Source organism: Methanooceanicella nereidis, assembly GCF_021023085.1.
Taxonomy (GTDB): domain Archaea; phylum Halobacteriota; class Methanocellia; order Methanocellales; family Methanocellaceae; genus Methanooceanicella; species Methanooceanicella nereidis.
This window is the reverse complement of record NZ_PGCK01000014.1, coordinates 14670-40552: the sequence shown is the minus strand read 5'-3', so window position 1 is coordinate 40552 and position 25883 is coordinate 14670. Positions and strand designations below refer to the sequence as shown.

Genomic DNA, 25883 nt, shown 5'->3' with positions numbered 1-25883 from the left:
TTAATGTGACGTCTGCCCCGCCCTTGTCCTGAGAGGCCTCTCATTGCTGTGGTCCTCGAACTCCAGCATTTCACTTCGTAGTATATGGTACTGCCTTTCATCCAGCGCCAGCGTGTCAATGCAGAAGAATACTCTGCACCGGCTTTGCATGACCCTGTCGTTTATGAAATGGATGAACTTTAACAGCGACTCATAGCTGTTCCTGGTCATGAGGTATTCCATTCCGTCGAGCAGTATAATGCCGTCTTCCGCCTCCATTAAAAATTTGTGCAGCGTGGCGGTGAGCCCTGTCAGGTTATCAGGCTTGATGCAATTCTCCCCTGCGACGCTGTCACTGCTGTTGAGCCATACGACCGGCGTCTTCTCAAGGCCATACATCTGCCTTATGTTCTTCGGGTTCTTCCTCGAGATACAAAGCCCCTGTATATTATGCTTCACCTGGTCTGCAAAGATCTCCATATACCGCCCGTCCACAGATTTGTCGAAGAGATATATGAAGCCCGGGTCAAACTGATAAAGCTGCTCTGTATCAACCGCAGTCTCTTTTATAGGCGCTATCTTTAGCCCCACGATCTCAGAGAGGTTCTTTAACGTTATAATAAAACCGAACTCAATGTTATCCTTGTACAGCCTGGAAGTCGAGATGTTCAGCGTGATCTCGCTGCCGTCGCTGCACTTGAACTCCCTGACATAGCTCTTTGTCTCGTCAAGTTCCGGCATCGAACCGTCCGGGAGCAGCGATGAAAGATGTTTGCCGACCATCTCGTCCTTCAGGTATCCGAGAAGCCTTGAGGCGCTCTTGTTGAAAGAGAGTATCATTCCGTTCTTGTCAACCGTGAGCATCGCATCCGGGGACTCGTTGATAATGTCCGAAAGGTAGCGGCTGTCATCCTGTATCTTTTTCATCATGAGATGATTATCTATGGCAATGCCCAGTTGAGATCCTATGCTGAGTAATTCGGCCGACTTATCGGCACCCTCCGGGACCGGATTGATCGTATACATGACTATGACGCCTATGGATTCGCCTTTTACGAGTATGGGCACATATATCGAATATACTTCCTCATCGAACAGCCCGCTTATATGTTCCCGTCCTTTCTCCCCGTATACGACCTTATTCCCGTCTATCGAAAAATTCCTCGGTAAGGAGGACCTGTGGCTGAGGGCGGAACCTGCGTCCGTGCTATAGGTGCTCGTCTGCAAGGTCATCTTGGTCTTATCTTCCTTCTCATACAGGTATATCGCTCCTGCATCAGCGCCTGTTAGCACCATTGCCCCCTTAAGGACATCTTTCAACATATCCTGTATGTTGTTCGCCCTGTTTATCGTGGATGCAATGGAGCTTATGATCATAAGGTCCCTGTTTTTCAGCCGAAGCTCTTTTTCCATGAGCTTTCGTTTCGTAATATCCTGGAATATCGCGAACGCTCCGCAATATCGTCCTTTTTTATCGTATTTCGGGGTACTGGTGATAAGGAGGTTACGCTTCTCGTCATCATGGCGCGTAATATCTATCTCATAAGATTCCGCCTCTCCATTACTGCGTTTTTTGGTCTGCTCAAGAATGGACGCGACCTTTTGGCGGTCTGCGAAATCACCAAGCATCCTTCCTATAAGCCCGCCGGAGGGCACCCCGAAAATGGCCTCCTCAGCAGGATTGGCAAAAACGAACTTTTCATCCTGGTCTATGATGCCTATGCCTTCTCCCTGGTTCTCGACCAGGTCCCTGTAAAGCTCCTGGCTCTCTTTCAGCTTTTTCTCCATCTGATGCTTATAAAGGGCTATCTCGATGGCTGTGACCAGTTCCCTTTCCTCGAACGGCTTCAATATATAGCCGAAAGGCTCCGTGATCTTTGCCCTCTTTAATGTGTTCTCATCCGCATATGCGGTTAAGAATATGACCGGTATGTCAAGGTTGGAATGCACATATTCCGCGGCCTGTATACCATCCATCTCTCCTTTTAACATGATGTCCATCAGGATGAGGCTCGGCTTCAGGTCTTCCGCCTTCTTGATCGCTTCCTCTCCCGACGAGGCCATCGCAGGGACCTGATATCCCAGCTTTATTAGCCGGTTTTGCAGGTCTTTTGCGACAATGCTCTCATCTTCAACGACAAGTATCCGTTCATTCGTCATCGATAATCCCTTTTTCTTTAATTATTTCCTTGAACATTATCCTGAATAACGTACCACTGTCCCTCTCCAGCTCCATTTCGCCTTCGAGCTGGTTAACCAGCGTGTTGACTAGCTGTAAACCCAGGGTCGTTGTATTGCGGAGATCAAGGTCTTCTGGCAAACCTATACCATTATCTCCTACAACTAGAATATATTTACCGTTGTCATTATGCAATCCTACCGATATGCTTCCTTTTTCACCATCCGGGAATGCATACTTTAATGAATTGGATACAAGCTCGTTTACTATTAGGCCGCACGGGATCGCAGTGTCCACGCCCAGTAAAACATTATCGACGTCCATGTTCAAGACGATCCTGTCCCCGCTGGCCCCGTAAGACCTGAGCAGGTGCATAGTCAGGCTCTGGATGTATTCTTCAAAGTCTATCCTTGAGAGATCCTTTGACTGGTACATTCTCTCATGTATGAACGCCATGGATTTTACCCTGTTCTGGCTTTCCCTGAACAGCTCGACGTCTCTCTCATCCCTTACGTATCCCGACTGGAGGCTTAGCAGGCTTGAGACTATCTGCAGGTTATTTTTAACTCTGTGATGTACCTCTTTTAACAGCACATCCTTTTCTCTCAGCGAGGCTTTGATCTGGTCCTCCACCAGCTTACGTTCAGTTATATCCCTTCCGCAAAATATGGCGCCGATCTTATCGCCGCTATCGTTGCATAATACGTTGCCTATCGTCTCGTCCCATATATAATGCCCGTCGGCATGACGGTATCGGAACGATGACTTCCCCCTGGATGCGCTGAAAATCGCCTCACTGATGTCGCGCCTGACCTTCTCTCTGTCGTCAGGATGTACGAAATCCAGTACAGACCTGCCTAAGAGGTCGTTCGGATCATAGCCGAGTATTGCCTTGTGTGAAGGGCTTACGTACTGGAAGATGCCGCTAATGTCTGTCTGGCTAATCATATCCATCATATTATCAGTTATCCTGCGAAGGCTGGACTCACTGTCGTGCAATTTTTTCTCGTATCTTTTACGCTCAGTGACATCGAATCCTGTTACGAGTATGGCAGGCTTTTCTTCAAAATTGATCACACCGCATGTTATGTCCACCCACTTCTCATACATGTTCTTCGTGAATATCTTGATCTCATATCTCAATGGGGCCGATGCCCCGGTCAATCTTGCGTACTTATAGTCAAAGAGCATTTTTTGCTTATCCAGAGGTATGTGCTTTAGCAAAGATTCGGGGTCCATAGAATAAAGCTCTTCTCTCCTGTAGCCTGTTACCTCTTCAGCGGCAGGGTTGGCGAACTTTAAAAGGTCGTCCTGTAAGATGATGACTGCGGAAGAGACGGTCTCCATCAATATCCTGAACTTTGATTCGCTTTCCTGCAAAGCCTCTTCTGCTTTCTTATGCTCCGTGATGTCCTCGACCATGCCTATCGTATAAAGCGGGTTACCGCCGATGTCATACACCAGGGAATCTGTCAGCCGGACCCATACGATATTCCCGTCCTTTTTGACGTATCGTTTCACGATCTGGAAACTATCCTGTTTACCTTCCACCAGTTCCCTGTGTCGCGCATTATTTGTATCCAGATCGCCGGGATAAGTTATCTCGGATACTTTTTTATATCGAAGCTCATCCTCCGTATATCCGACCATCCTCTGGTAAACCGGATTGCTCTCTATTATACTGCCGTCCATATCCACCAGCTTGATACCGATGCCTGCGTTCTTGAAAATGGCCTTGAACCTGGCCTCGCTCTGTATGAGCGCATCTTCGGTACTTTTACGTCCAGTGATATCCCTGGCCGTGACTACGACCGCATTCACTTTACCATCAGTATCCACTATGGGGCTGATTATGTACTCGTAATAAAATGTAGAACCTAAGTGATCGTAGGACCATTCATTAGTCAGCGGTTCGACGCTCGAAAAAACGTTGTTTATCTCATCAGTTAACCTTTTCTTGAAATAAGGATCGACCTTAAGGTCCGGAAACCTTTTACCCATGATATTTTTATCTTCCGGCCGGGTCGATCTCATGAATGCCGGATTTACATATATGCATCTTAGATCCCTGTCGATCATCATTATGATGTCAGGCGACGCAGATAATATCGCATCAAGCGTGCTCGCCTGCTGATTGACCTTTGAGGTTAATTCTTTTAGTTCCTCTTCGGATCTTTTACGCTTCGATATGTCTCTGGCTATGCCCCGGAAACCTTTTAACTCCCCTTTACTGTTTAAGACCGGGACTGCGCTGACCTCAAAGATTATTTGCCGCCCGTCCTTGTGCAGGAATTTATCCTCTACGATCACCGGTCTTTTATCAGAAAAGACATTCAAGGACCTTTCCTTCGAAATACGTATCTGGTCCGGGGGCATGATATCATAAGGTTTTTTCCCGACGATATCTTCCGGCTCGTAACCCAGGATGTCCTTGACATTGGGGCTCATGTACGTGTAGCCGGCATTCTCATCCATCTCCCAGATTATGTCGTTACTGCTCTCCACGATGTTACGAAATCTCTTTTCGCTCTCTATCAGGGTTTCTTCCAGTTTTTTGTATTCCGTCTCGTTTGTTATCGATTCAATGGCTCCGATGGCATTCCCGTCAACGTCATACAGCTTTCCCGCTTTTTCATGTAGTGTGACATCCTTACCGTTCAAGGATGAGTTGACAGTCATCGCTTCCAGCCTGAAATCCTTTTTCTGTAGAAGGCTATCATCCATGATCCCGATAATATCTATCAGCATAGGGCTTCTTGAACCGTAAAAGAGCAAAGAGTATTCACAGTTACCTTTTCCTACCATATCGGAGGCTATTTTTCCTGTCAGTTTTTCCATCGCCTTGTTCCATGCGGTGATCTTCCCGTCATTATCTATTGTCCAGGTGGCGTCAGGATAGAACTGGATAATGTTAGATAGCCTGTTATTTGTCTCATGTAACTTGATGTCCAGATCTTTTTTCTCTCTGAATATTTCACTTATTATGACCGCTACGAGAATGAACAGTATTACTCTGGCCACGACCACTGGAAGAATCAAGCCAAAGTGGTGATAAGTTATCCCGATATGGAAGACCCCTAAGAATATGGCTAGTAATATCCCTTTTCTATAATGCCATGCAGATGCGAGTATGATGACGATAAAAAATGGCTGTATATAATAATATTCATTATAGCCATAAAACTGTAATGCGGCAGACACTGTGGCATATATAAAGGCGGCTATCATAATGACGTTCTTTAAGGTCGGCATATTTTTCTCTAACCGCTGCCTGTCAATGTTGATCATTTTTTCACCGCCTTTTCTGCTCCGATCCGCAAAACCATGGTCCTTATTCGCTTGTCGAATGTCCTTTTAATTTATATGGCCAGCGTATAGCTCATATGTTATGAATCGACGATAATAAATCTCTTCTATAAAATTTGTAATTACATTTTTGAAAGCCGCCTGTGCGATGAATATCTGCGAAACCATGCAAGATATGCATCCATGCGATCAGTCATTAAGTGATACCGGGCTATTGAAGATATTTTAGGCAGGGCGGAAACTGCTGCCGACAAATATTTGATTTATAAGACACCTCTTGAATGAAAATGATTTTTATCTGGTGATAATTTGCACAAGATCGAAGTTAATGTTGGCGTAAGCGTAACGGAGGCTAACCGGCGGCAGGCGGAAGAGAACCGCGAGCATCTTGATGAGCACGGCATAAGGTCGATAGACATCCTTGGAGCTGTCGGGTCAGGCAAGACGATGCTTATAGAGAAACTAACCCCTGTATTGAAGGCAAGAGGGTATAAGGTCGGTGCTATCGTTGGCGACTGTTATGGCGACGATGACTACAAGCGCATACATGCGCTTGACATTCCCACACAGAACTTAAATACGGGTACTGAATGCCACCTGGATGCGCATATGGTACACCATGCACTTCATAAATTACCCCTCGATGATATTGACGTCCTGCTCGTAGAGAATGTCGGCAATATGGTGTGCCCGACGGATTTCCCCGTGGGAAGCCATAAGCGTGTCGTCATAGTCAGCGTGACAGAGGGCGACGACGTTGTTAACAAGCACCCTGCAATGTTCCGCGAATGCGAGATAGGCATAATCAATAAGGTCGACCTCGCGGAAGCGGTCGGCGCGAGCGTAGAACGCATGGAACGCGATATGAGGCGGCACAACTCAAACATCAGGATAATCAAAGCCAACCTCAAAAAGGGCGTCGGCATCGAAGAGCTTGCAGACATGCTGATTACATGAGTAAGTATTTGTACAAAGAGCATTCACTCTTAAATATAAAATAATAAGAGGTGAGCTTATGGCAGGATGCGGATGTGGATGCGGCAGTAAGCCCAAGAAGGATGAAAAAGAAAAGAAAGGACAGAAAAAGAAGTAAGTCCTTTTGAACTTTTTTAAAGAAGTGATACACTTCTCGTTTTATTTTTATCGGCCTTCGACATTTTTTGTTGGTTTTATGCAAGAAGACGTTACGGACATTTTATCTTTCCCTCCGATAATATTTTATTTTAATACGGTAGTTTAACCTCTAATTATCCCGGGTGTTTACATTAATGGCTATAGGGGACATTATAGTAGCGGCGTTTATCATAGTGGCTTTTGCCTATATGGCATACGTTCTCCTTCATCCTGAGAGATTCTGATGGTGTCAGTATGGGACTTATAATCGGTGTGCTTCAGATCCTTACTATCATATTATTAGCGACGGTATTGGCTATCCCAATGGGAAAATACATTGCAGGTGTATTCTCCAGGAAAAAGTCCTTCCTCGACCTTATTTTCAGCCCGGTCGAAAAGGCTGCGCTCGCTGCGACCGGGGAGATGGGCAAATATGGCATGGACTGGAAGGAGTACCTTGCAGCACTGCTATTAATGAACGCAGCGATGTGGGTGCTGGCCATCTCAGGTTTCATTATCATGGGAATGAGCCCTGACCTGGCATTCCATACCGCATCGTCTTTCACGGCAAACACGGACCAGCAGCATTATTCGGGCGAACTCCAGATGTCGTCGTACGGCCAGATGATGGTGATCTTTTTGATGTTCTCTTCATCCGCTACCGGCCTGGCATCCGCCTTCGCCTTCATACGCGGGTTCGGGACTACAGGGGGCAAGCTGGGCAATTATTTTGAGGACATGGTCCGCATTCTTGTCCGGATACTCATACCGTTTTCCCTGCTTTCGGCGATCATCTTCGCGGCCTGCGGCGTCCCTCAGGTCATGGGCGGCGAGCTGGTCATGGATACGCTAGCGGGGGGGCTACAATCAATACCGATCGGCCCTACTGCGGCGATGGAGTCCATAAAGTTCCTCGGGAATAACGGGGGAGGGTACTATAACACGAACTCTGCCCACCCGTTCGAGAACCCTTCGCCTCTCACCAATGTCGTACAGCTTATACTTACAATGCTGATACCGCTCTCGCTGCCTTATGCATTTGGCATCATTATGGGCAATAAGAGACAGGGATATACATTACTGGCTGTCATACTTTTTATATTCATTTCCGCATCGGTAATGCTCGCCGTAGGGACTTCCGATAATCCCGACCTTCCTTCGGGGATAACCCTCCCGTCAGGATATATCGAAGGAAAGGAGCAGAGGTTTACCGCTTTTGAAAGCGTTTTCTTTGTCGCGACGAACACGTACGTCCAGAGCGGCGGCACGACGTGCAGCATCAGTTCCATGATGCCGATGGGCGTGCTCGGAGCGATGATCGGTATGATGCTGGGTTGTGTGCCCGGAGGGATAGGCATAGGGCTTGAGCTTCTTCTGGCCTATTCGATCGTCTCCGTCTTTATCGCAGGGCTGATGGTGGGAAAGATACCGGAATTCATGAGAAAAAAGATCGGCACGGATGAAATGAAGTATGTATTCCTTGTGATAATCACTTTCCCGATCATAGTCCTGATATCCACGGCCTCGACCATACTTCTTATGCCGTCCCACGACATCACGCTGAATGACGGCACAAGGGGGTTCAGCGAAATATTATACGAGTTCCTTTCCGCGTCCGCCAATAACGGCTCAGGCATGGCCGGACTGCAGAGTTCGTCCCCGTATTTTAACATACTCTCCGGTACGCTGATATTGATCGGAAGATATGTCCCTATATCCGCTTTTTTAGGGCTGGCGGGTCTTTTATCGACCAAAAAGACCATAGAGGATACCAGAGGAAGCTTCCCTACGGATACCATAATATTCGCCGTGCTCCTTATTTGCGTACTTATCATGGATAGCGCATTATCCTTCCTGCCCGTGCTGGCGATGGGGCCGCTGGCAGACCTGATATCTACGGGGGTGAAGATATGACAGTCGGCGACGGATGGCTATCATGGCGGACAATACTCACCTCGCTCATATCATCTTTTTCAAAGTTCGACCCAAGGTACATAATAAAAAACCCGATAATATTCATCCTGTTCATGTGTCTCGGGCTCACTGTACTCGTGTACCTGTTCCCGTCACAGTTCATGGACATAGAGTCCCCGGTAATGAACCGTTCAGACTATCTCTTCATCGTGATCACACTCTTTCTTACGATATTATTCTCTTTCTTTTCTGAATCGCTGGCCGAAACACAGCGACTGGCGCTCATAGACAGGCTCAAGATCAAAAGGAAAGGCATTATCGCAAAAAAACTCGGCCCGGACGACACGATCAAATTCGTCGATTCCGACAGCCTGAAGATAGGCGACACGGTCCACGTTGAAGGAGGGGATACAGTGCCCCGCGACGGCGTGATCACAGAAGGGTCCGCAGCGTTTGACGAATCGATGATGACCGGAGAGTCGCAGCCCGTAATAAAAGAGGCAGATAGCCCGGACCCTTCGGTCATAGGCGGTACCAGGATATTATCCGGGTACGCAAGGATCCGTATTACAGCGGAGCCGGGAAGCACTTTCCTTGACAGGATACTGATGCTGGAAAAGGCGGCAGAGCGTCAGAGGACGCCAAATGAGGTTGCGCTGACCGTGCTGCTGATATCCATGACCATAGTTTTACTCGTGGTCGTCGTGGCCGTCGCCGTCATGTCCACTTACTACGGGATAGAGGCTGACACCGGTGTACTGGTATCGCTCTTTGTGTGTCTGATACCTACCACTATGGGCGGCTTGCTTCCTGCGATAGTCATCGCGGGCGTTAACAGGGTTACCATGGTCAATATTGTCGCGACCTCCAGCAGGGCTGTAGAAAATACCGGTGACGTGGACGTGCTGATACTGGATAAGACCGGAACGCTCACGATAGGCAACAGGAAGGCAAACCGTATCATACATGCGCCCGGAAAGAGTATGAAGGACATCATAATGGCATCCATGTACGCTTCCGTTAGAGATAACACCCCGGAGGGCAGGTCGATATTAGATCTCGGAAAAAAACTGGGGCATCACATAGACGACTCGAAGCTTAAAGGGTTTAAGACGATATTGTTCACACCTGAGGCCCGTATCAGCGGCATCCAGACGGCTGACGGAAAGAGGTACATAAAAGGCTCGATGGAGGCCATTAAGATACAGGCCGGGCATCTGCCAGAAAAACTGGTGGAGGAAGCCGGCCAGGCTTCCCGTATTGGCTCGACGCCGCTCGCGGTGGCCGTCGACAACGAGGTCGTAGGGCTTGTGATCCTGAAGGACGTGATCAAGCCGGGGATACGGGAAAGGCTCGACGAGCTAAAGCGCATGGGTATAAAGACCATAATGTGCACAGGCGATAACGTGGTCACTGCTGCGACGATAGCCGACGAGGTCGGCGTTGACCAGTATATGGCCAACGCCATACCCGAGGATAAGCTGCTACTTATCATGGGCGAGCAAGCCCAGGGTAATCATGTGTTCATGAGCGGCGACGGCGATAATGACGTCCCGGCCCTTGCACAGGCTAATGTCGGGATGGCGATGAACACGGGCACAGCATCTGCAAAGAAAGCGGCCGAGCTCATCGATCTCGATTCCGACCCTACGAAACTGATAGAGGTGGTCGGCGTGGCTAAACAGCTTTTAATAACCAGGGGCGCTCTGACCACGTTCAGCATCACCAACGATCTCGCAAAATATTTCGCGATCCTGCCCGCTATCTTCTCTTCGACAATACCTGCGCTCGCGGCACTGAACATACTCGGGCTGTCCTCGCCGAAAAGCGCGATATTCTCCGCCCTGATATTTAACACTCTGATCATACCTATTTTGATACCGGTGGCCTTAAGCGGCGTAAAATACACTCCGGCGGGCGCATCTGATATGCTGAAAAGGAACATCCTTATTTACGGCCTTGGCGGGCTGGTCAGCGCTTTCATCGGTATCAAGCTGATCGACATAGTATTGACGGCGGTGATGGGGCTATGAGGATCTTAAGGCTGCTTGTCCTTTCAGTTTATATGACGCTGCTGGTCGCGCTGGTGTGCGGGGTTATATATCCCATGTCAGTCACGCTCGTATCGTCGGCCTTATTCCCCGATGCCGCCCGGGGTAGCCCTGTATCGTATGACGGCAGGGTCGTAGGGTCTCTATTGATCGGCCAGAATTTTTCAGGGCCTGAATATTTCCATTCAAGGCCTTCCGCTGTAAATTACAATGCATCCGCATCAGGCGCGTCGAACCTCGGGCCCGATAACAGTGAGCTTATTGGCCTGATCCTGTCAAGGATGCCTGAAGGGGTCGATACAGTCCCTGCTGACGCCGTATTATCGTCAGGCTCGGGCCTTGACCCGGATATTTCGATAGAGAACGCAATGATGCAGGCTCCCCGCGTAGCAGGGGAGAACGGCATTGACGAGGCATCTGTCAAAGACCTGATAAGATCAAAGACAAGAGGGAAGCTCCTGGGGATATGGGGGGAGCCCAGGGTCAATGTCCTTGAATTGAACATTGGTATCATGGAAATGAAAAAAGGAATCAACGTAGAGGATGATAGGGGATGACGATCTATGTATGACCGTGTTCTGTTGCCCATCTCCGGCGCGACAAAAGTAAAGCTCGCCTTAGACTTTCTAAAGGATGTGTTGAACCCGGGAGGAGAGATAACGTTCCTGTACGTATCCACTTCTGTCAAGTTTCCAGGTTCGGCGATAGAGTGGAGGCGGGCGATGAACGTCGTGTCCGATGCCTCGGCTATCTCGACAGCGGCCGGATTAAGCTCTCATTATGAGGTAAGGAATTCAAGTTCGGTCGCAGCAGGAATACTCGAAGAGGCCAGGTCATCCGAATATGACCTGATCTTTTTCGCAAACCCGTATTATAAACGGGGCCAGAGACGTGTGTTCGGGAGCGTGATCGACGAGGTCGTGAGGAAATCACATACGGAGACCGCCGTTTTGAGCTATGTCGAGGGCAGGCCTCTTAAGTACGATAAGACCCTGCTGCCCACGTCGGGCCAGAGGCACGCTCTCAGGGCGGCTAAACTTACAAAAGCCCTGGCAAAAAAATCCGGCGGCGAGGTAACTGTATTATATGCCGGAGACCAGTCACAGAAGGCTGAGGCAGAAAGGATATTGTCCGAAATAAAGGAAATCTTTGAATCGGATAATGTAAAACATTTCCTGGTTTACAGAAGCGGCCCCGTCGACGCCGTAATACTTGACGAGGCCAGGAAAGGCTATGACCTGATGATGGTGGGAGCGACGGAGCACCCCGTTTATTACCAGTTCCTGCTTGGCTCCATAGCGGATAAGATCGTAAGCAACGCTCCCTGCCACGTCCTGATAGTAAAGACAGTAAATAAATGAGCAAATCACATAGGTCCCCGAATACTTATGGCGAGTTCCGGCGGATCGATGATCGGCTCCGGCCAATACCGGGTCCTAAATAGGTATAATAAAGGACCCAGGGGCCATTTTATGGGCAGGTCCGCCGGATGCTTCCCAAGAAATTTTTTATAAAAAGCCGTAATGTTTATATCCTAATACCCTGTTATTCACCAACGAAGTTTCAGTCGCGGGATCAGTTCCCGCCGGGATGTGGCCTTTAACGACAGCAGAAAGGATATCAAAGGCTGAACCATGAAACGCGAACACACGCAAAAGGAGACGAAACTATATGGTAAAGTCAATGTATGGCTACATACGCGACGCATGGAAGCGCCCGGACAAGACGTATGTAGGAAAATTATTCTGGAGCAGGCTCCAGGAATGGAGAAGGGAGCCCACCATCGTAAGGCTCGAGAGGCCGACAAGGCTTGACAGGGCGAGGGAGCTCGGATATAAGGCGAAGCAGGGCATAGTAGTTGCCAGGACCCACGTAAGGCGTGGTGGCAGCCGCAAGTCCAGGTACGTAAGAGGCCGCAAATCCAAGCACATGGGTCTCAGGACACTCACAAGGCGTAAGAGCATTCAGAGGATCGCCGAGGAGAGAGTATCCAAGAGGTTCCCGAACATGGAAGTATTAAACTCATACTGGGTCGGAGAGGATGGAAAGCACAAGTGGTACGAGGTAATTCTCGTTGACCCGCACCACCCGTCGATCCTGAGCGACAAGAACCTTAACTGGATCGCAAGGGGCACCCACCGCGGAAGGGCGGAGAGGGGTCTGACCAGCGCCGGTAAGAAGGGCAGGGGTATGGGCAAGAGAGGCATGGGTACCGAGAAGACCAGGCCCTCTATAGGAAGTCATGGCAGAAGGGGTAAATGATCCATTATATCCTCTTCAGGACACAGGCACATGCCACAGAAGATGTTTCAAGGGTCCAGGAGGCCCTTGAAACTGTTCTTCCTGAAGATACTCCGATAGAGTTCGAAGAAACTGAAGGATATTTTGGAAACCCGATCAAGATACTTACAGCCCGTATCGAAAAGAAAAAAGCGGCTGAAAAATATATTGAGTTTTTAAGAACGTCACTGCCCGAAGCGGACCTGAACGAGCTTATCAAGGAACTTCCCGAGCGGGTGGACGATGAATGTAACTTTTATCTAAGGCTCTCAAAGCAGGACGCATACCTTGGCGACGTTCGCATAACCTATGCCGAGGACGCCATAGCCGTCAGAGTAAAGCTGGCAGCATATCCTGCAAAGTACGAAAACGGTCTAAAGATCATCAGGGAATACTTCCATGCTGAAGAATGATTTAAGATATTATGACCTGAACGTACACGCCTATCCTGAAGGGGCGACTACAATATCCCGTTTTATCAACGCCGCAAAAAACAGCGGGTACTCGGGAATATGTATCTCATATCACTCCGATCTTTTTCAAAACATTAAGGATTCATACCCCGCCGAAGAGGGATTTACCGTACTTAGCGGCGTCGAGATATCAGTCCATAAGGCCAACGAGCTGAGAAGGCAGGTGGACAGGTACCGGAATAAGGTTGATGTCGTGCTGGTCCACGGCGGCGACGAGGCCATAAACCGCGCGGCATGCGAAGACAGCCGCGTCGACATCCTCTCACATCCGCATACGGGAAAGACCAGCGGAATAAATCACGTGATAGCAAAGCTCGCGGCCGATAAGTATGTGGCCGTTGAGTTCGACCTGTCCTATATCCTATGCGGCAAAGGCGGCAGCAGGGTAAAAGCATTATCAAATTACAGGACCAATCTTGGGCTGGTAAAAAAATACGGCGCTCCCTATGTGATCACCTCAAGCCCGAGATCGCTCTATGACATGAGGGACATCAGAAGCATGATATCTCTATGCACGTTGTTCGACATGAGCGAAGAGGATGCCATAAAGGGATTATCCTATTACCCGTCAGAGATACTGAAGCGCAACCTTCCCGGCACCGGCTATATAATGGAAGGCGTTGAACTCGTCCAGTGATCTTTTATAGTTCCAATAGCTAAAAAATGCGGGCTTTCGTATGCTTCGCCGTTTTCCTCAGGAATTCTAGATTTTTAATGATGCGTCCGGTAAATTCGACGGTCTATCGCCGGATAGATCTTAATGATATTGATACTTCGGGCTGTTCATTGCCGTAATGCATTCTCATCCCAAAGACTCAAAGGACTTCTCAAAGATTTTTTTAAAGAGAAAAGTTGAGTCTTTGCGGTAAGAATGTATCACATACGGGCACAGCATATCACCGCATATCCCATAGCATCAGATAAGACCGTGATCATATAAACCGACGAGTTAACCGGACCTATCATAAGTCTCTATCCTGTAACATATGCATTGATGAATCCTTATTTCTTCGTTACTTAGCATCAGGTTCGTCAGATGTTGCCGTCGGACATCAACATTAATATTATGTATCTTGTCATCGATATTACGAATATATGAAGATTTTACCGTCCTCGCTTCGCGAAAAGAAGCGGTACATCGCCTTCGAGGTCATTACAGAGGCAGACGAGCCGATAGACCGAAAATCACTGCTCGACGAAATATTCTTTTCTACACAATCGCTCATGGGCGATGTGGGCAGCAGCGAGATAGGATATCGTCTCATGGACTTTGACGGTGCCAGAGGCGTAATAAGAGTAAACCACGGCGCTGTCGAGAAGGCGAGAGCGGCAATATCCACTGTATGCTCGATCAAGGGATACAGGACTTTGATAAACATTCTCGGAGTGTCAGGCACGATCAGGGCGGCAACAGAAAAATATATTGCGTGTGAAAGCATACCTTCCACTAATATCCTTTCTTTGCAAATTACTACAGGCAAATTTTCCGGAACGATTGTGAAGGAGAGAGGAGACGAAGTGGATATGGTTCCGGAAAATAAAGAGGTTCTTAAAAGATCTAATGTGCGATATGTGAGCATGACCTCTTTTGATTTAGATAATAGTAATTAATTCATACAGGAGTGAAAATAAGATGCAGCAGATGACACCCCAGATGATGGGATATGACCGGGCTATCACTGTATTCAGCCCAGACGGAAGGCTTTTCCAGGTGCACTACGCTCAAGAGGCTGTCCGAAGAGGCGCGACGGTCATGGGTCTAAAATCCAGGGAAGGCATCGCCTTGCTTGTCGACAAAAGAATATCGACAAAGCTTCTTGAGGTCGAGTCGATAGAGAAGATATTCAAGATTGACGACCACATAGGCGCTGTTGCTTCAGGTCTTGTAGCCGACGGCAGGGCCCTTGTGGACAGGGCAAGAGTAGAGGCGCAGATCAACTACATAACCTACGGCGAGCCTATGAACACGCAGGTACTGGCCAAGAAGATATCTGATCACATCCAGACGCTGACGCAGTATGGCGGCGTAAGGCCTTACGGCAGCGCTCTCCTTATCGCGGGTGTCGACGAGACCGGCCCCAGGCTCTTTGAGACCGACCCGTCGGGAGCGCTTTATGAGTATAAGGCGGTCTCCATAGGCGCTAACAGGAATGTCGTGATGGAGATGCTCGAGAACGAGTATAAGGTCGACATGACGATGGACGAGGTCATAGCTCTCGGCATTAAGGCACTCTTCAAGTCCATGGAGGCAAAGGGTGAGAAACCGACCATCGAGATCGGACTGATCGACACTTCCACGAGGAAATTCAGAAAGCTGACTGAAGATGAAGTACAAGAATATATAACTAAAGCCGGCTTTACTAAAGCAGACCTTGAGAAACAGGGTTCGAGATCAGAAAGTGATGAGTGATTTGAATGGTAGCGCTCGATAAGGCTGTAGTGGCAAGGCTCAAGACCCACGGTGAACATTTCGAGATACTTGTTGATCCTGAGGGCGCTTACGATATGAAAAAGGGTGCCAGTGTCCGGCTGGAGGACATTCTCGCCGTCGAGGAAGTATTTGAGAACGCGTCGAGGGGCGACAGGGTCCCGGAAGAAGACCTGATCAAGGCTTTCGGGACTACAAATGTTTTTGACATAGCCCGCAAGATCGTGCTCGAAGGCGAGATCAACCTTACCTCGGAGCAGCGCCACCGCCTGATAGAGGATAAAAGGCGGCAGGTAGTAACATTCATATCAAGGAACGCTATAAACCCTCAGACGATGACGCCGCATCCTCCGATGCGCATAGAGCGCGCCATGGAAGAGGCCGGAGTACATATCGACCTCACTAAATCGGTCGAGGAAAACGTAAATCTCGTAATGAAAGCGATCCGCCCGATAATACCGATAAGATTCGAAGAGGTCAAAGTGGCGGTCAAAGTACCGGCAAATTATGCGGCAAGGGCATACGGCGAATTACAGTCGTTCGGAAAGCTTGTGAGAGACGAATGGCAAAATGACGGGTCCTGGATAGGCGTCATACAGATGCCGGCAGGAATGCAGCCTGAATTTTATGACCTGGTCAATAAGCTATCCAAAGGCGAAGCCGAGACCAAGCTGCTTAGATGACCGCTATAATGATCATGGAAGGAATTGATAATGGTTGAAAGAGAGATAGTAGTACCGGGCGACCTTCTATCCGACGACCCGCGGCTTGCCAGCCACGGCACGTATGTGGAGGGCGGAAAAGTATATTCGGCAAATTACGGGCTTGTCGACCGGAGAAGTAACATTAAGGTCATACCGCTCTCAGGCAGGTATATACCGGCCAGAGGCGACCTTGTAATTGGAAAAGTTGACGATGTGACGTTCTCAAACTGGATCATCGACATCAATTCCCCTTACGAGGGATTATTGCATGTATCCGAATACCCGGAGCGCGTAGACCAATCCAATATGAGCAAATATCTTCATATCGGAGAGTTGATCGTAGCAAAGGTAAAAGATGTCGATCCTACGATGAAAGTGGAGTTAACTTTAAGAGAAGAGCATCTTAAGATATTACGCCAGGGCAGGGTCATAGATATATCTCATACAAAGATACCCCGTGTTATAGGCCGTAACGGTTCCATGATAAGCATGCTGAAGAAGGAGTTGAATTGCAGCATCTTCGTAGGACAGAACGGAAGGATCTGGTTACGGGGAGACGAAAAGATGGTCGACCTGGCCATACGTACGATCTTCAAGATCGAGCGCGAGGCCCACACCTCCGGATTAACGGATAATATAAAAGAATATCTGACAAAAGAGCTGGAAACGTTGAGGAGTAATAAATGAGTAAGCCAGAAAAATTGATCATTGACGGTAAAAGGCTGGACGGAAGAGGAGCACAGGATCTCCGGCCTATCAAGTTCAAAGCCGGCGTGCTGAAAAGGGCCGACGGTTCATGCTACTTAGAGTTCGGCGGCAACAAGGTTATCGCTGCTGTATACGGTCCAAGGGAAGTACATCCGAGACACCTTCAGGACGCATCTCGCGCAATAGTGCGATACAGGTACAACATGGCACCCTTCTCGGTCGAAGAAAGGAAGAGACCGGGACCCGACCGCAGAAGCATAGAGATATCCAAGGTCAGCAGGGAATCGCTGGAATGCGTAATCTTGCAGGAAATGTACCCCAGGTCAGCCATCGATATTTTCGTGGAGATACTTCAGGCCGATGCAGGTACCAGGGTCGCCGGAATAAACGCGGCATCCGTGGCTCTTGCCGATGCGGGCATTCCGATGAAGTGCCTTGTCAGCGCGTGCGCTGTAGGCAAGGTGGATGACACTCTTGTACTGGACCTTAATAAGGATGAAGATAACTACGGTCAGGCAGACCTTCCCATTGCGATGACGCCTTCCGGCGACATAACATTATGCCAGATGGACGGCCACCTCACCGAGGACGAGTTCAGGACCGCCCTTGAAATGGCCATGGAAGGATGCAGGTATATTCATCAACTACAGAAACAGGCGCTGATCGAGAAGTACGGTCAGATGGTCTCCCCTCCTGCGCAGGAGGCACCTGCCGCAGAGACCGCCGAGGTCAAAGAAGAAATATTCAAAGAGGATGTAGAGGAATTCAAAGAACAGGAGCAGCAGGAACAGGGAGGCGAGGCTAATGAGTGAAGAGGTCATAGCAGAGATAAAGAGAGATTATATATATAGCCTGGCCAATCAGGGAGACAGGGCTGACGGCAGGAAGTTCGACGAGTTCAGGACTATCTCGGTCGAGGTAGGCGTGATCGACAAGGCGGAGGGTTCCGCTAAAGTCAAGATCGGAGAATCACAGGTCGTCGTCGGAGTTAAAATGCAGCCCGGCGAGCCGTTCCCGGACACCCCTGACAGTGGCGTCATAATCACGAACTTAGAGCTTGTTCCGCTAGCGTCGCCGAGTTTTGAGAGCGGTCCTCCCAGGGAGGATGCGATCGAGCTCGCAAGAGTAGTTGACCGCGGAGTGAGAGAATCAGGCGCAATTGATTTAAATAAGTTATGTATTGAAAGTGGTCAGAAAGTTTGGATGGTCTTTATAGACGTTCACGTCCTGGACCATGATGGTAACTTAATGGACGCGTCCTCACTAGGGGCTATAGCGGCGCTCATGAACACGAAAGTGCCGAACTTTAAGTTCGGTATGGGCGAAGACGCGAAGCTCCCGCTCAATGACATTCCGGTAGCTATCACAGCTGTAGAGGTCGCTGGCGTCATAATGCTCGACCCGAGCCTCGACGAGGAGAACGTTGCCTCGACAAAGCTAACGGTCATCACTAACAAGGAAGGCGCTATCGCGGGCATGCAGAAGAGCGGCGTAGGTACGCTAACGGCGGATGAAGTTAATCATATCGTGCACCTGGCTAAAGAACGAGCTAACGTGCTGAGAGAAAAGTTGGAGGGAATATAAAAATGGCAGTTGGAAAAGCAAAAGGAAGGAAGACCCGTAGTGCAGGCAGGTTCGGATGCAGGTATGGACGTAAGATCAGGTCACTTGTAGCCGACATAGAAGGATCGATGAAGCAGGCCCACAAGTGCCCGAAATGCGGCCGCATAGCTGTATGGAGAGAGGGTACCGGCATATGGACTTGCATAAAGTGCAACTATACTTACACTGGCGGAACCTACTTACCACAGACTCCGAGCGGCAAGACTATGGCAAGGACCATTAGGAAGGCCGTAGAGGGTGGAGAATAAATGAGCTATAAGTGTTCAAGCTGTAAACACATAGTTGAAATAGACAAAGAATATGGCGGGGTCAGGTGTCCATACTGCGGGCACCGCATTCTCGTTAAAGAGAGGCCCACTACCATAAAGCGCGTAAAGGCAGTATGATCCTATAGTGGGATAGGTTTGCATAGCATATTGATAGAGTTCGAGTTCGGCGACCGGTCAAAACTTGTTTATGAGTCGCTTAAACCCGAACTTCAGGCCATCCCCTCGGAAAGATCGAAGATAGAGCTAGACGTAGTGGGAGACCAGCTTAATTTATTTATATCCGCGGAGGATATTATTTCACTTCGAGCCGCTATCAATACATGGCTACGTTTGGTTAAGATTTCTGAAGACATGTTTAAGTTAAAAGAGTGATATCATGAACGAATTACCACCGCAGGTCCAGAACCAGCTGGCACAGCTCCAGCAGGTACAGCAGCAGGCACAGGCTTTAGTACAGCAAAAAGGCCAGGTCGAGATGCTGCTCCGTGAGACAGAGACCGCTCTCGAGGAGCTGAACAAGGTAGAGGATGACGCAACGGTGTACAAGTCGGCCGGAGAGCTTCTTATCAAGGCAAAGAAGGAAGACGTCTTAAAAGACCTCGAAGAGAAGAAGGACAGCCTCGATGTCAGGTTAAAGTCCCTCGCCAGGCAGGAAGAGCGCATTCAGGCCAGGTTCCAGCAGCTCCAGGAGCAGATCAAGCAGTCTTTGAGCAAGGGAAGCGGCAAGGCCGAATGATCCGATGAAGGAAGAAGAGATCATAGAGGCGGTATATAAAGCCGCCCTGGATCATATTAATTCAGTCGTCCCCGCAAAAAGGATCGATGACCTGGATATAGTCGTATCGATTGATAATAATGAGATATCCATCGACATCACCCTTGTTACAGACCGGGGAGAAGAGATAGATCAGCGCACGGTGGATGAGGCTTTAAAGATGGCCTTAGAGAAAGCCGATGACCTGATGAAGAAAAGTTAAAGCCCGGATCAATAATACTGGTCTCTTGTAACGAATAGCCCCATGGCTTTTCTCTTTTCAATGTTCTCTTTGGCGGCAGCTTTTTTTGACAGCGCTAACTTTTCCAGCAGCTCAAGCCCGGGCTTAGCTTTATTGATGTCATCTGTTTCAATATATCCTGCCGATACCGCTCCATAAAACGTGTCTATTCCTTTTCTTGTCCTTAAAAATACAGTATTCCATCCTTCCTCCGAACCTATGGAGCCGATGGATATGTCTGCATATTCCGCTACCAGGTCCGGGCATACGCTATCGCCATCCTGGGCATATCTGGATGCTTTTTTCATGCCCACTTCGGCATGCTTTTTTCCTTCGACCATGAATTTGCCTTTTGTGATATGCATTTTGTTTACATCCTCTATAGGCATTTTACAATACCCCTCGATAATCGTCCTTAACCCTTCCATATGGAAATTCTCGCTGCAGAATATGCCAAGGGCAAGAGCTATACGTTCTCCGATGCCTCTGGCCCCGAACGGATACAACTGCATTTTCCTGAGCGCATCTATCTGGCAGGGAAGTCCTACATAGCCCACTTTTTCAAGGGCGTACTCTCTCACCGCGTCTTTGAGCTTATACATGTTAGGTGACAGGGCATATATGCTTCCCGTACATTCAATGATCTCCTTTTTTGACGTGGCGATAACCTGCTCCGGCACCCATTTCGGGCCGCTCTTTCTTGTTAGCACTGCCCCGTCGATGATGCCATTATCGATAGAGTAGCACAGTAATGCCGTAGTAACTCCGCCATCCTGTCCGACGCTCATGATCTTCGGGTCCATGGTCTTTGCGGCCAGCGCTTCTTTATACCTGCCAAATCCTCTGTATCCCATTATAGCCCCTCCATCATTCGATCCATGACCGGCACCGGCAAGAAGCTCCTCGGGCACTGCGCATAGCATGCCCCGCATTTCACGCACCTCTCCCAGTTAATGCACGGCCTTCCGAGCACCATTGTGATCGCCCTTGTCGGGCATGACATCGCACATGCTCCACAGCCTATGCAGAGAGCGTTTTCTATGATGTTCTTCATGAGGTCGCATCCGCACGCAAACCCGCCGACTTCGTAAGTTGTGAGATATCTCAGGTACTCTGTATCGCCCTCCACAAACGCTTTAATTATATTATACGCCATCTCCGGGCCCGGAGGCGAGCCCGGCACAAAGGCATCGACCTTCACTATGCGACACACCTGGGGAAATGACTCGTGCTGAGGCTGTGCCATTTGCCCTCCCCTTGAAAAGTTGTTGATACATGAGGTCGCGGAGCATCCTCCCCAGGCGACCAAAAACCCGGCTTTACTTCTGGCCTCTTTTAGCATTTTTACGCTCTCTTCCGATTGCAGGCAGGGGGCTCCGTCGATAAACACGATGTCTACCGCAGGCATTTCCTGCACGTCTTTCAGCAGTGTTATGTATTCGAAGTCTACCATGTCCATCATATCTAAAAGCCGCTCAAAATTATCGATGAACGAGATCTCGCATCCGGAACATGCTGCCAGATGCACATATGCGAATTTTGGCTTTACCATGTTAACGACCTCATCATAGACCTTCAAATCCCGGTCTAACTATCTGCTCGTCGACGATCTTACCATCATTTATGACTACCATGTGGGTGGCGCAGGAAATGCACGGGTCGTAAGCTCTCATGACCCATTGAGCCCATTTATAGTGGTATCCTTCCGACGCGCGTCCTATGACAGGTATATTCCACATCGTCGCCGGTATTGATTTATACCATGTTATCCTTCCGTCCAGGACTTTTGCCATATGCACGTTCGTACCGCGCGGCGCCTCATTCACCCCAATGCCTAACTTCCCTGTACCGGTCACGCCAGGATTCGTAATGGTGGGGGCTGTGGTCTCAAGCTGTTGTAATATCTCGATCCCCCGCTCTATCCTGATCTCTATCTCCTTCAGGCGAGCCCGGTTTATCGTAACGCATCCTTTTTTAGTGTACTCGTCAGGTATTTTCTTTCCATATTTTTTTAGTCTGGCCCTTGGCCCCACCTCAATTATTTTTCCGTTGATCAAAGGGATGACAGTGCTCGCATCAACTCCTATCTCTTCACCGTGGTAGTCAACTGGCAAGACCTCGGAAAATCCCGGATGATATTCATTTTCATAAACCTCTGACCGTCCATAAATGATGTCTGTGCTCATCATATCAAGGTCATGGTCCCCCAGCCCTTTTGGCACATCTGATTTATCGTACGCCTCACGCATGAATTCATTCTGGTCATCGGCGATTTTTTTAAACTCTTTTAATTGCTCCAGAAGCTTTCGTTTCACAGGCTCGTTTATGTTTTTTAACATGCCCCCTATCCTGATAAACGGTGAGTGGATGGCTTCCCCTCCTGTCACCTCACATATGTATTGCCCGATTTTTCTCATTCTTTGTATCCGTATAATGCACTCCCTCTGTTTTTGGGTTTCTTTAACATAATCCGGCAATACCAGTATCTGCTGAAGCGGATGATCGTGAAGATGATTTCCAATGTTACATAATTCCCTTAATAGACGTCCTGCGGCCGGAGGGGATATCTCAAGCGACCTTTCTATGGCCTCAGATGACGCGGTGGCATGTGTAGGCGGACAAAGCCCGCAATAGCGACTGGTCGCAAGAGGCGCGAACTCCATAGCCCTTCCCACGAGGAACCGCTCGAACCCCCTTACAAGCACAAGGCTCATAAAATGCCCTTTCTTAACTATTCCCTCATCATCTACTTCAAGAACAAATTTGCCGTGTCCTTCGTTACGCGTCGTAGGGGCGATCACTACGGTCTTTCCCAAAATAATCACCGATAAAACTTAAACAGCCATATTTATAATTATTATCCGATAAATACGGGTAATATCCCTATAATATGGCTTATGCGGGGATTTTGTAAATACTAAAATAAAAAATAAAAATGAGCCGTTATACGACCTTAATCTGTAAAGAGAATGTTCCGATCGACTTATCGCCTATGAAAACATTGCCATTGATCGTGTAATCTCCGGCCGTCGAAATTCCTTTATACTCCGCAGGGATATCGACATCAAATTCAATTCTCTTTGTTTCTCCAGGCTGTATATTCTGGCCTTCTGCAATATATTCGAAGTTTTGCGAGACTATGCCTATGATCGGTATTTTTCTCGAAACCGTCACGTCTATCTTTACTTCGTCTATTGCTGTGTTACCCGTGTTTTTAACATCAATGTAACCCTTCGCTGTGCTACCTCTGTTATATGTGCTGCTATCGGTGCCATATCCGACAAGTTCTGCGCTAATTATTTTAGGCCCGTCGTCCGGCACTGGCGTCGGTGTTACTGTTGTTCCCGGGTCAGCGGGATAAGTCGGCGATGGGCCGCCGCTATCATATGTCGGAGTCGGTGTATTGCTTATCGTCGGCTTTACAGTTGTTACGGCAGGCTTGGTCGCTGAAGGCTCCAGTGAATTTGTAGTGTCCGGCTGATCGCCGAATATGTTACCGAAAGCTGAGGCCATTATCAGTCCGATCACGGCGACTATGAACGCTATTGCCAGAAGCGTTGCGAAAACTGTTATTACTAATTCTTTTAATGACATTGATTTCACTTGATTAATATTTATTTTATTTTATATTAAATAATTTGTACTCCTTTACCGGTACAGGTTATATATGCTTCAGAGTCAACCCCATGTAATGTAAACTTTTTCCTCATGGCATCTGCTATACTCGAACATTTTTCAACAGGGGAAAGAGCTATCATAGTGGGTCCCGAACCGCTTATCGCTACGCCATAAGCTCCCAGTTCCATAGCAGCGTCTTTTACGTCTGAGTAACCTTTTATGAACCTCGACCTGTATTTTTCATTAAAGGTTTCCATAAGCGATCTCCCTATTATATGCGGGTCTTTCTTTCCAGCCCCGAGCATTAGCATCGAGGCTTTTCCGATATTATTTATCATCTCTTCGAGCGGTACCGTCTTGGGAAGTACCTCTCTGGCGACCTTTGTGCTCACGATAATGTCCGGCAGGATCGCTACGATGCCCATCTCCGGGACATCAATGCTATTAACGTAATTGCCGCATACTACCGTGATACCGCCCAAAATACACGGCGCGACGTTATCCGCATGAATGGACCCTGCCGCAGCTTTTTCACCCTTTGCGGCTATCCACACGAGTTCTTCCTTTGTGTATCCCATCGAAAAAAGCTCATTTATTGCGACGGCCGTACCGGCAGCCGGAGCAGCGCTGCTTCCCAGGCCACTGCCGGGGCGTATCCCGCTCTTTATCTTAATGCTGACATTTTTCCCCATTTCCAGCGCAACCACGCCTGCCGTGTTTTTCTCGGGTTCCTGCGGTATGGATGCAGCACCCCTTCCCTCGACCTTTATGGTCAGTTCTTTTGCTGGCCTGACCTCAATAATGTCATAAGGATCTTCTAGAGCTATGCCTAAAACATCGAAACCTGCACCCAGATTGGCCGAGGTCGCAGAGGCCTTTACCCTGACATGGTCCATAAAATATCATTTACTCCCGATCTACAACGAGCCCTTTATAAATAGATCCATCAGACGATAGCCTTCTTTTATCAAGAGGCCTTTCTTCATCGACATTTCGTCATATGATATGTTATTTTCATTATTATGTCCAGAGTAATATATAACATATGGTACTGGATCCCTCGCATGCGTCTTTATCGAGAGCGGCGTCGGATGGTCCGGAAGTACCATCAGTTTAAATTCGCCGAACGCCTTCATGCCTTCGAGCATTGTGCCTACGACTTTTTTATCGAGGTCTTCGATAGCCATGATCTTTTCCTTTAGTTTTCCTTCATGTGATGCTTCGTCTGCCGCTTCAACATGTATGAAAACAAAGTCTTTGCTTTTTAATGATTCCAGCGCATATCTGGCCTTAGCCTCATAATCAGTGTCAAGATATCCCGTTGCCCCGGGGACATTTATGACTTCGAGACCTGAAAAAACACCAAGGCCCTTGATCAAGTCAACTGCCGATATCACCGACCCGTTAATATTATACTTCTCTCTGAACGATGGCATTGACGGTGTTTTTCCCTGTCCCCATGGCCAGATTGAGTTTGCCGGGTTCTTACCGGCAGCTATCCTCTTTTTATTTACCGGATGGTCTTTCAGGAGGTTCCGGGATTTTTTAATAAGCTCTATGATCTCTTCCGAACCTTCTCCTTCAGGGAGGTTGTCCGCGACAGGCTGGCCCAGCACATCATGCGGCGGCGTGCAAAGGGTATCCGGGGTAAATTTATTTATGACCAGTAAATGCCTGTAGCTTATTCCCGGGTAGAACCTGACTCTCTCGTCGCCCAGGTTCTCATCAAGATATTTCATCAGTACAGCCGCTTCTTCCGAGGTGATATGGCCTGCGCTATAGTCTGATATATTTTCATTCTCTATTGTGATCAGGTTACATCGAAATGCAATGTCGTCCTGCTTTAGCTTCACACCCATGCTTCCTGCTTCCAGCGGGCCCCTTCCCGTATAATATTTTTCAGGGTCATATCCTAAAACTGAAAGGTTCGCTACATCGCTTCCCGCGGGAAGGTCCTGTAACGTCGTGTGTGCGAGCCCATAATGAAGTGCATGATCCGCAAGATGATCCATGTTCGGCGTGTTGGCGTACGTCAAAGGTGTCTTATCGCCCAGCTCTTTTATGGGATAATCCGACATCCCGTCTCCAAGAATTACTGCATATTTCATTTATATCCCCGATGGTCATGAAAGTTTAGTTACTTAACAGGTTGTTGACAAATATATTTACCGGTAATATAAGTTCTTTTAAATCGCTTGATTAGTCAATTGACGAATTTTATTAGATGTATGTTGTAACTGAAT

The 25883-nt window shown here is 48.3% G+C and carries 27 protein-coding genes; 19 read left to right on the top strand and 8 right to left on the bottom strand.

Features of this window, described 5'->3' with window-relative positions:
• Together CUJ83_RS14365 and CUJ83_RS14360 are read right to left on the bottom strand one after the other, a co-directional pair.
• Complete coding sequence (locus CUJ83_RS14365; protein ID WP_230743085.1) at positions 1-2139, bottom strand: DUF835 domain-containing protein; 2139 nt, start codon at positions 2137-2139, stop codon at positions 1-3.
• A complete protein-coding gene (locus CUJ83_RS14360) occupies positions 2129-5446 on the bottom strand; it encodes a PAS domain S-box protein (RefSeq protein ID WP_230743083.1) in 3318 nt (1105 codons plus the stop codon). Before CUJ83_RS14360 ends, CUJ83_RS14365 begins: the two co-directional genes overlap by 11 nt.
• Before the next feature lie 327 nt (positions 5447-5773).
• Between CUJ83_RS14360 and hypB the strand changes: the two genes are divergently transcribed.
• From hypB to CUJ83_RS14265, 19 genes are all read left to right on the top strand, one after another.
• Complete coding sequence (hypB, locus tag CUJ83_RS14355; protein WP_230743082.1) at positions 5774-6421, top strand: hydrogenase nickel incorporation protein HypB; 648 nt, start codon at positions 5774-5776, stop codon at positions 6419-6421.
• Positions 6422-6832: 411 nt separating this feature from the next.
• Complete coding sequence (gene kdpA, locus CUJ83_RS14350; protein WP_230743080.1) at positions 6833-8491, top strand: potassium-transporting ATPase subunit KdpA; 1659 nt, start codon at positions 6833-6835, stop codon at positions 8489-8491.
• Positions 8488-10524, top strand: a complete 2037-nt coding sequence (kdpB, locus tag CUJ83_RS14345; protein WP_230743078.1) for a potassium-transporting ATPase subunit KdpB — start codon at positions 8488-8490, stop codon at positions 10522-10524. The genes kdpA and kdpB overlap by 4 nt, the downstream gene beginning before the upstream one ends.
• Positions 10521-11099, top strand: coding sequence for a potassium-transporting ATPase subunit KdpC (kdpC, locus tag CUJ83_RS14340; protein WP_230743077.1), 579 nt, complete (start codon positions 10521-10523; stop codon positions 11097-11099). Before kdpB ends, kdpC begins: the two co-directional genes overlap by 4 nt.
• 6 nt (positions 11100-11105) lie before the next feature.
• Positions 11106-11903, top strand: a complete 798-nt coding sequence (locus CUJ83_RS14335; RefSeq protein WP_230743075.1) for a universal stress protein — start codon at positions 11106-11108, stop codon at positions 11901-11903.
• A gap of 310 nt (positions 11904-12213) precedes the next feature.
• Positions 12214-12804, top strand: coding sequence for a 50S ribosomal protein L15e (locus CUJ83_RS14330; protein ID WP_230743073.1), 591 nt, complete (start codon positions 12214-12216; stop codon positions 12802-12804).
• Entirely contained in the window at positions 12801-13235 is a 435-nt protein-coding gene (locus CUJ83_RS14325; RefSeq protein ID WP_230743071.1) for an RNA-binding domain-containing protein, read from the top strand. Before CUJ83_RS14330 ends, CUJ83_RS14325 begins: the two co-directional genes overlap by 4 nt.
• On the top strand, positions 13222-13932 hold the full coding sequence (gene rnp3, locus CUJ83_RS14320; RefSeq protein ID WP_230743069.1) for a ribonuclease P protein component 3: 711 nt from the start codon (positions 13222-13224) through the stop codon (positions 13930-13932). Before CUJ83_RS14325 ends, rnp3 begins: the two co-directional genes overlap by 14 nt.
• A 458-nt stretch (positions 13933-14390) precedes the next feature.
• Entirely contained in the window at positions 14391-14906 is a 516-nt protein-coding gene (locus tag CUJ83_RS14315; RefSeq protein WP_230743068.1) for an Rpp14/Pop5 family protein, read from the top strand.
• A 22-nt stretch (positions 14907-14928) separates the two neighbouring features.
• Positions 14929-15705, top strand: a complete 777-nt coding sequence (gene psmA, locus CUJ83_RS14310) for an archaeal proteasome endopeptidase complex subunit alpha (protein ID WP_230743066.1) — start codon at positions 14929-14931, stop codon at positions 15703-15705.
• Positions 15706-15710: 5 nt separating this feature from the next.
• Complete coding sequence (locus tag CUJ83_RS14305) at positions 15711-16406, top strand: ribosome assembly factor SBDS (protein ID WP_230743064.1); 696 nt, start codon at positions 15711-15713, stop codon at positions 16404-16406.
• Between the two features lie 30 nt (positions 16407-16436).
• Positions 16437-17114 (top strand): exosome complex RNA-binding protein Rrp4, encoded by a 678-nt coding sequence (gene rrp4, locus CUJ83_RS14300; protein ID WP_230743063.1) that lies wholly within the window; start codon positions 16437-16439, stop codon positions 17112-17114.
• Positions 17111-17947, top strand: coding sequence for an exosome complex exonuclease Rrp41 (gene rrp41 / locus CUJ83_RS14295; RefSeq protein ID WP_230743061.1), 837 nt, complete (start codon positions 17111-17113; stop codon positions 17945-17947). Before rrp4 ends, rrp41 begins: the two co-directional genes overlap by 4 nt.
• Complete coding sequence (gene rrp42, locus CUJ83_RS14290) at positions 17940-18719, top strand: exosome complex protein Rrp42 (RefSeq protein ID WP_230743059.1); 780 nt, start codon at positions 17940-17942, stop codon at positions 18717-18719. Before rrp41 ends, rrp42 begins: the two co-directional genes overlap by 8 nt.
• A gap of 2 nt (positions 18720-18721) precedes the next feature.
• A complete protein-coding gene (locus CUJ83_RS14285) occupies positions 18722-19006 on the top strand; it encodes a 50S ribosomal protein L37ae (RefSeq protein WP_230743058.1) in 285 nt (94 codons plus the stop codon).
• Positions 19007-19144 (top strand): DNA-directed RNA polymerase subunit P, encoded by a 138-nt coding sequence (locus CUJ83_RS14280; protein WP_230743056.1) that lies wholly within the window; start codon positions 19007-19009, stop codon positions 19142-19144.
• An 18-nt stretch (positions 19145-19162) separates the two neighbouring features.
• Positions 19163-19399: a KEOPS complex subunit Pcc1 gene (locus CUJ83_RS14275; RefSeq protein ID WP_230743054.1), complete on the top strand. Its 237-nt coding sequence runs from the start codon at positions 19163-19165 to the stop codon at positions 19397-19399.
• 4 nt (positions 19400-19403) lie between these two features.
• A complete protein-coding gene (locus tag CUJ83_RS14270) occupies positions 19404-19763 on the top strand; it encodes a prefoldin subunit beta (protein WP_230743052.1) in 360 nt (119 codons plus the stop codon).
• 4 nt (positions 19764-19767) lie between these two features.
• Positions 19768-20004 (top strand): DUF3194 domain-containing protein, encoded by a 237-nt coding sequence (locus tag CUJ83_RS14265; protein WP_230743051.1) that lies wholly within the window; start codon positions 19768-19770, stop codon positions 20002-20004.
• Between the two features lie 8 nt (positions 20005-20012).
• On the opposite strand, the gene CUJ83_RS14260 is transcribed toward CUJ83_RS14265, so the two are convergent.
• The 6 genes from CUJ83_RS14260 to CUJ83_RS14235 form a co-directional block, all read right to left on the bottom strand.
• On the bottom strand, positions 20013-20954 hold the full coding sequence (locus CUJ83_RS14260) for a Coenzyme F420 hydrogenase/dehydrogenase, beta subunit C-terminal domain (protein WP_369424436.1): 942 nt from the start codon (positions 20952-20954) through the stop codon (positions 20013-20015).
• The gene (gene frhG, locus CUJ83_RS14255) at positions 20876-21601 is read right to left on the bottom strand and encodes a coenzyme F420 hydrogenase subunit gamma (RefSeq protein ID WP_230743050.1); all 726 of its coding nucleotides are present in this window, start codon (positions 21599-21601) and stop codon (positions 20876-20878) included. Before frhG ends, CUJ83_RS14260 begins: the two co-directional genes overlap by 79 nt.
• On the bottom strand, positions 21588-22847 hold the full coding sequence (gene frhA / locus CUJ83_RS14250) for a coenzyme F420 hydrogenase subunit alpha (protein WP_369424435.1): 1260 nt from the start codon (positions 22845-22847) through the stop codon (positions 21588-21590). Before frhA ends, frhG begins: the two co-directional genes overlap by 14 nt.
• 118 nt (positions 22848-22965) lie before the next feature.
• Positions 22966-23616 (bottom strand): hypothetical protein, encoded by a 651-nt coding sequence (locus CUJ83_RS14245; protein WP_230743047.1) that lies wholly within the window; start codon positions 23614-23616, stop codon positions 22966-22968.
• A 35-nt stretch (positions 23617-23651) separates the two neighbouring features.
• Positions 23652-24536 (bottom strand): homoserine kinase, encoded by an 885-nt coding sequence (locus CUJ83_RS14240; protein ID WP_230743046.1) that lies wholly within the window; start codon positions 24534-24536, stop codon positions 23652-23654.
• 21 nt (positions 24537-24557) lie between these two features.
• Positions 24558-25748, bottom strand: coding sequence for a cofactor-independent phosphoglycerate mutase (locus CUJ83_RS14235; RefSeq protein WP_230743044.1), 1191 nt, complete (start codon positions 25746-25748; stop codon positions 24558-24560).
• Positions 25749-25883 lie beyond the last annotated feature (135 nt).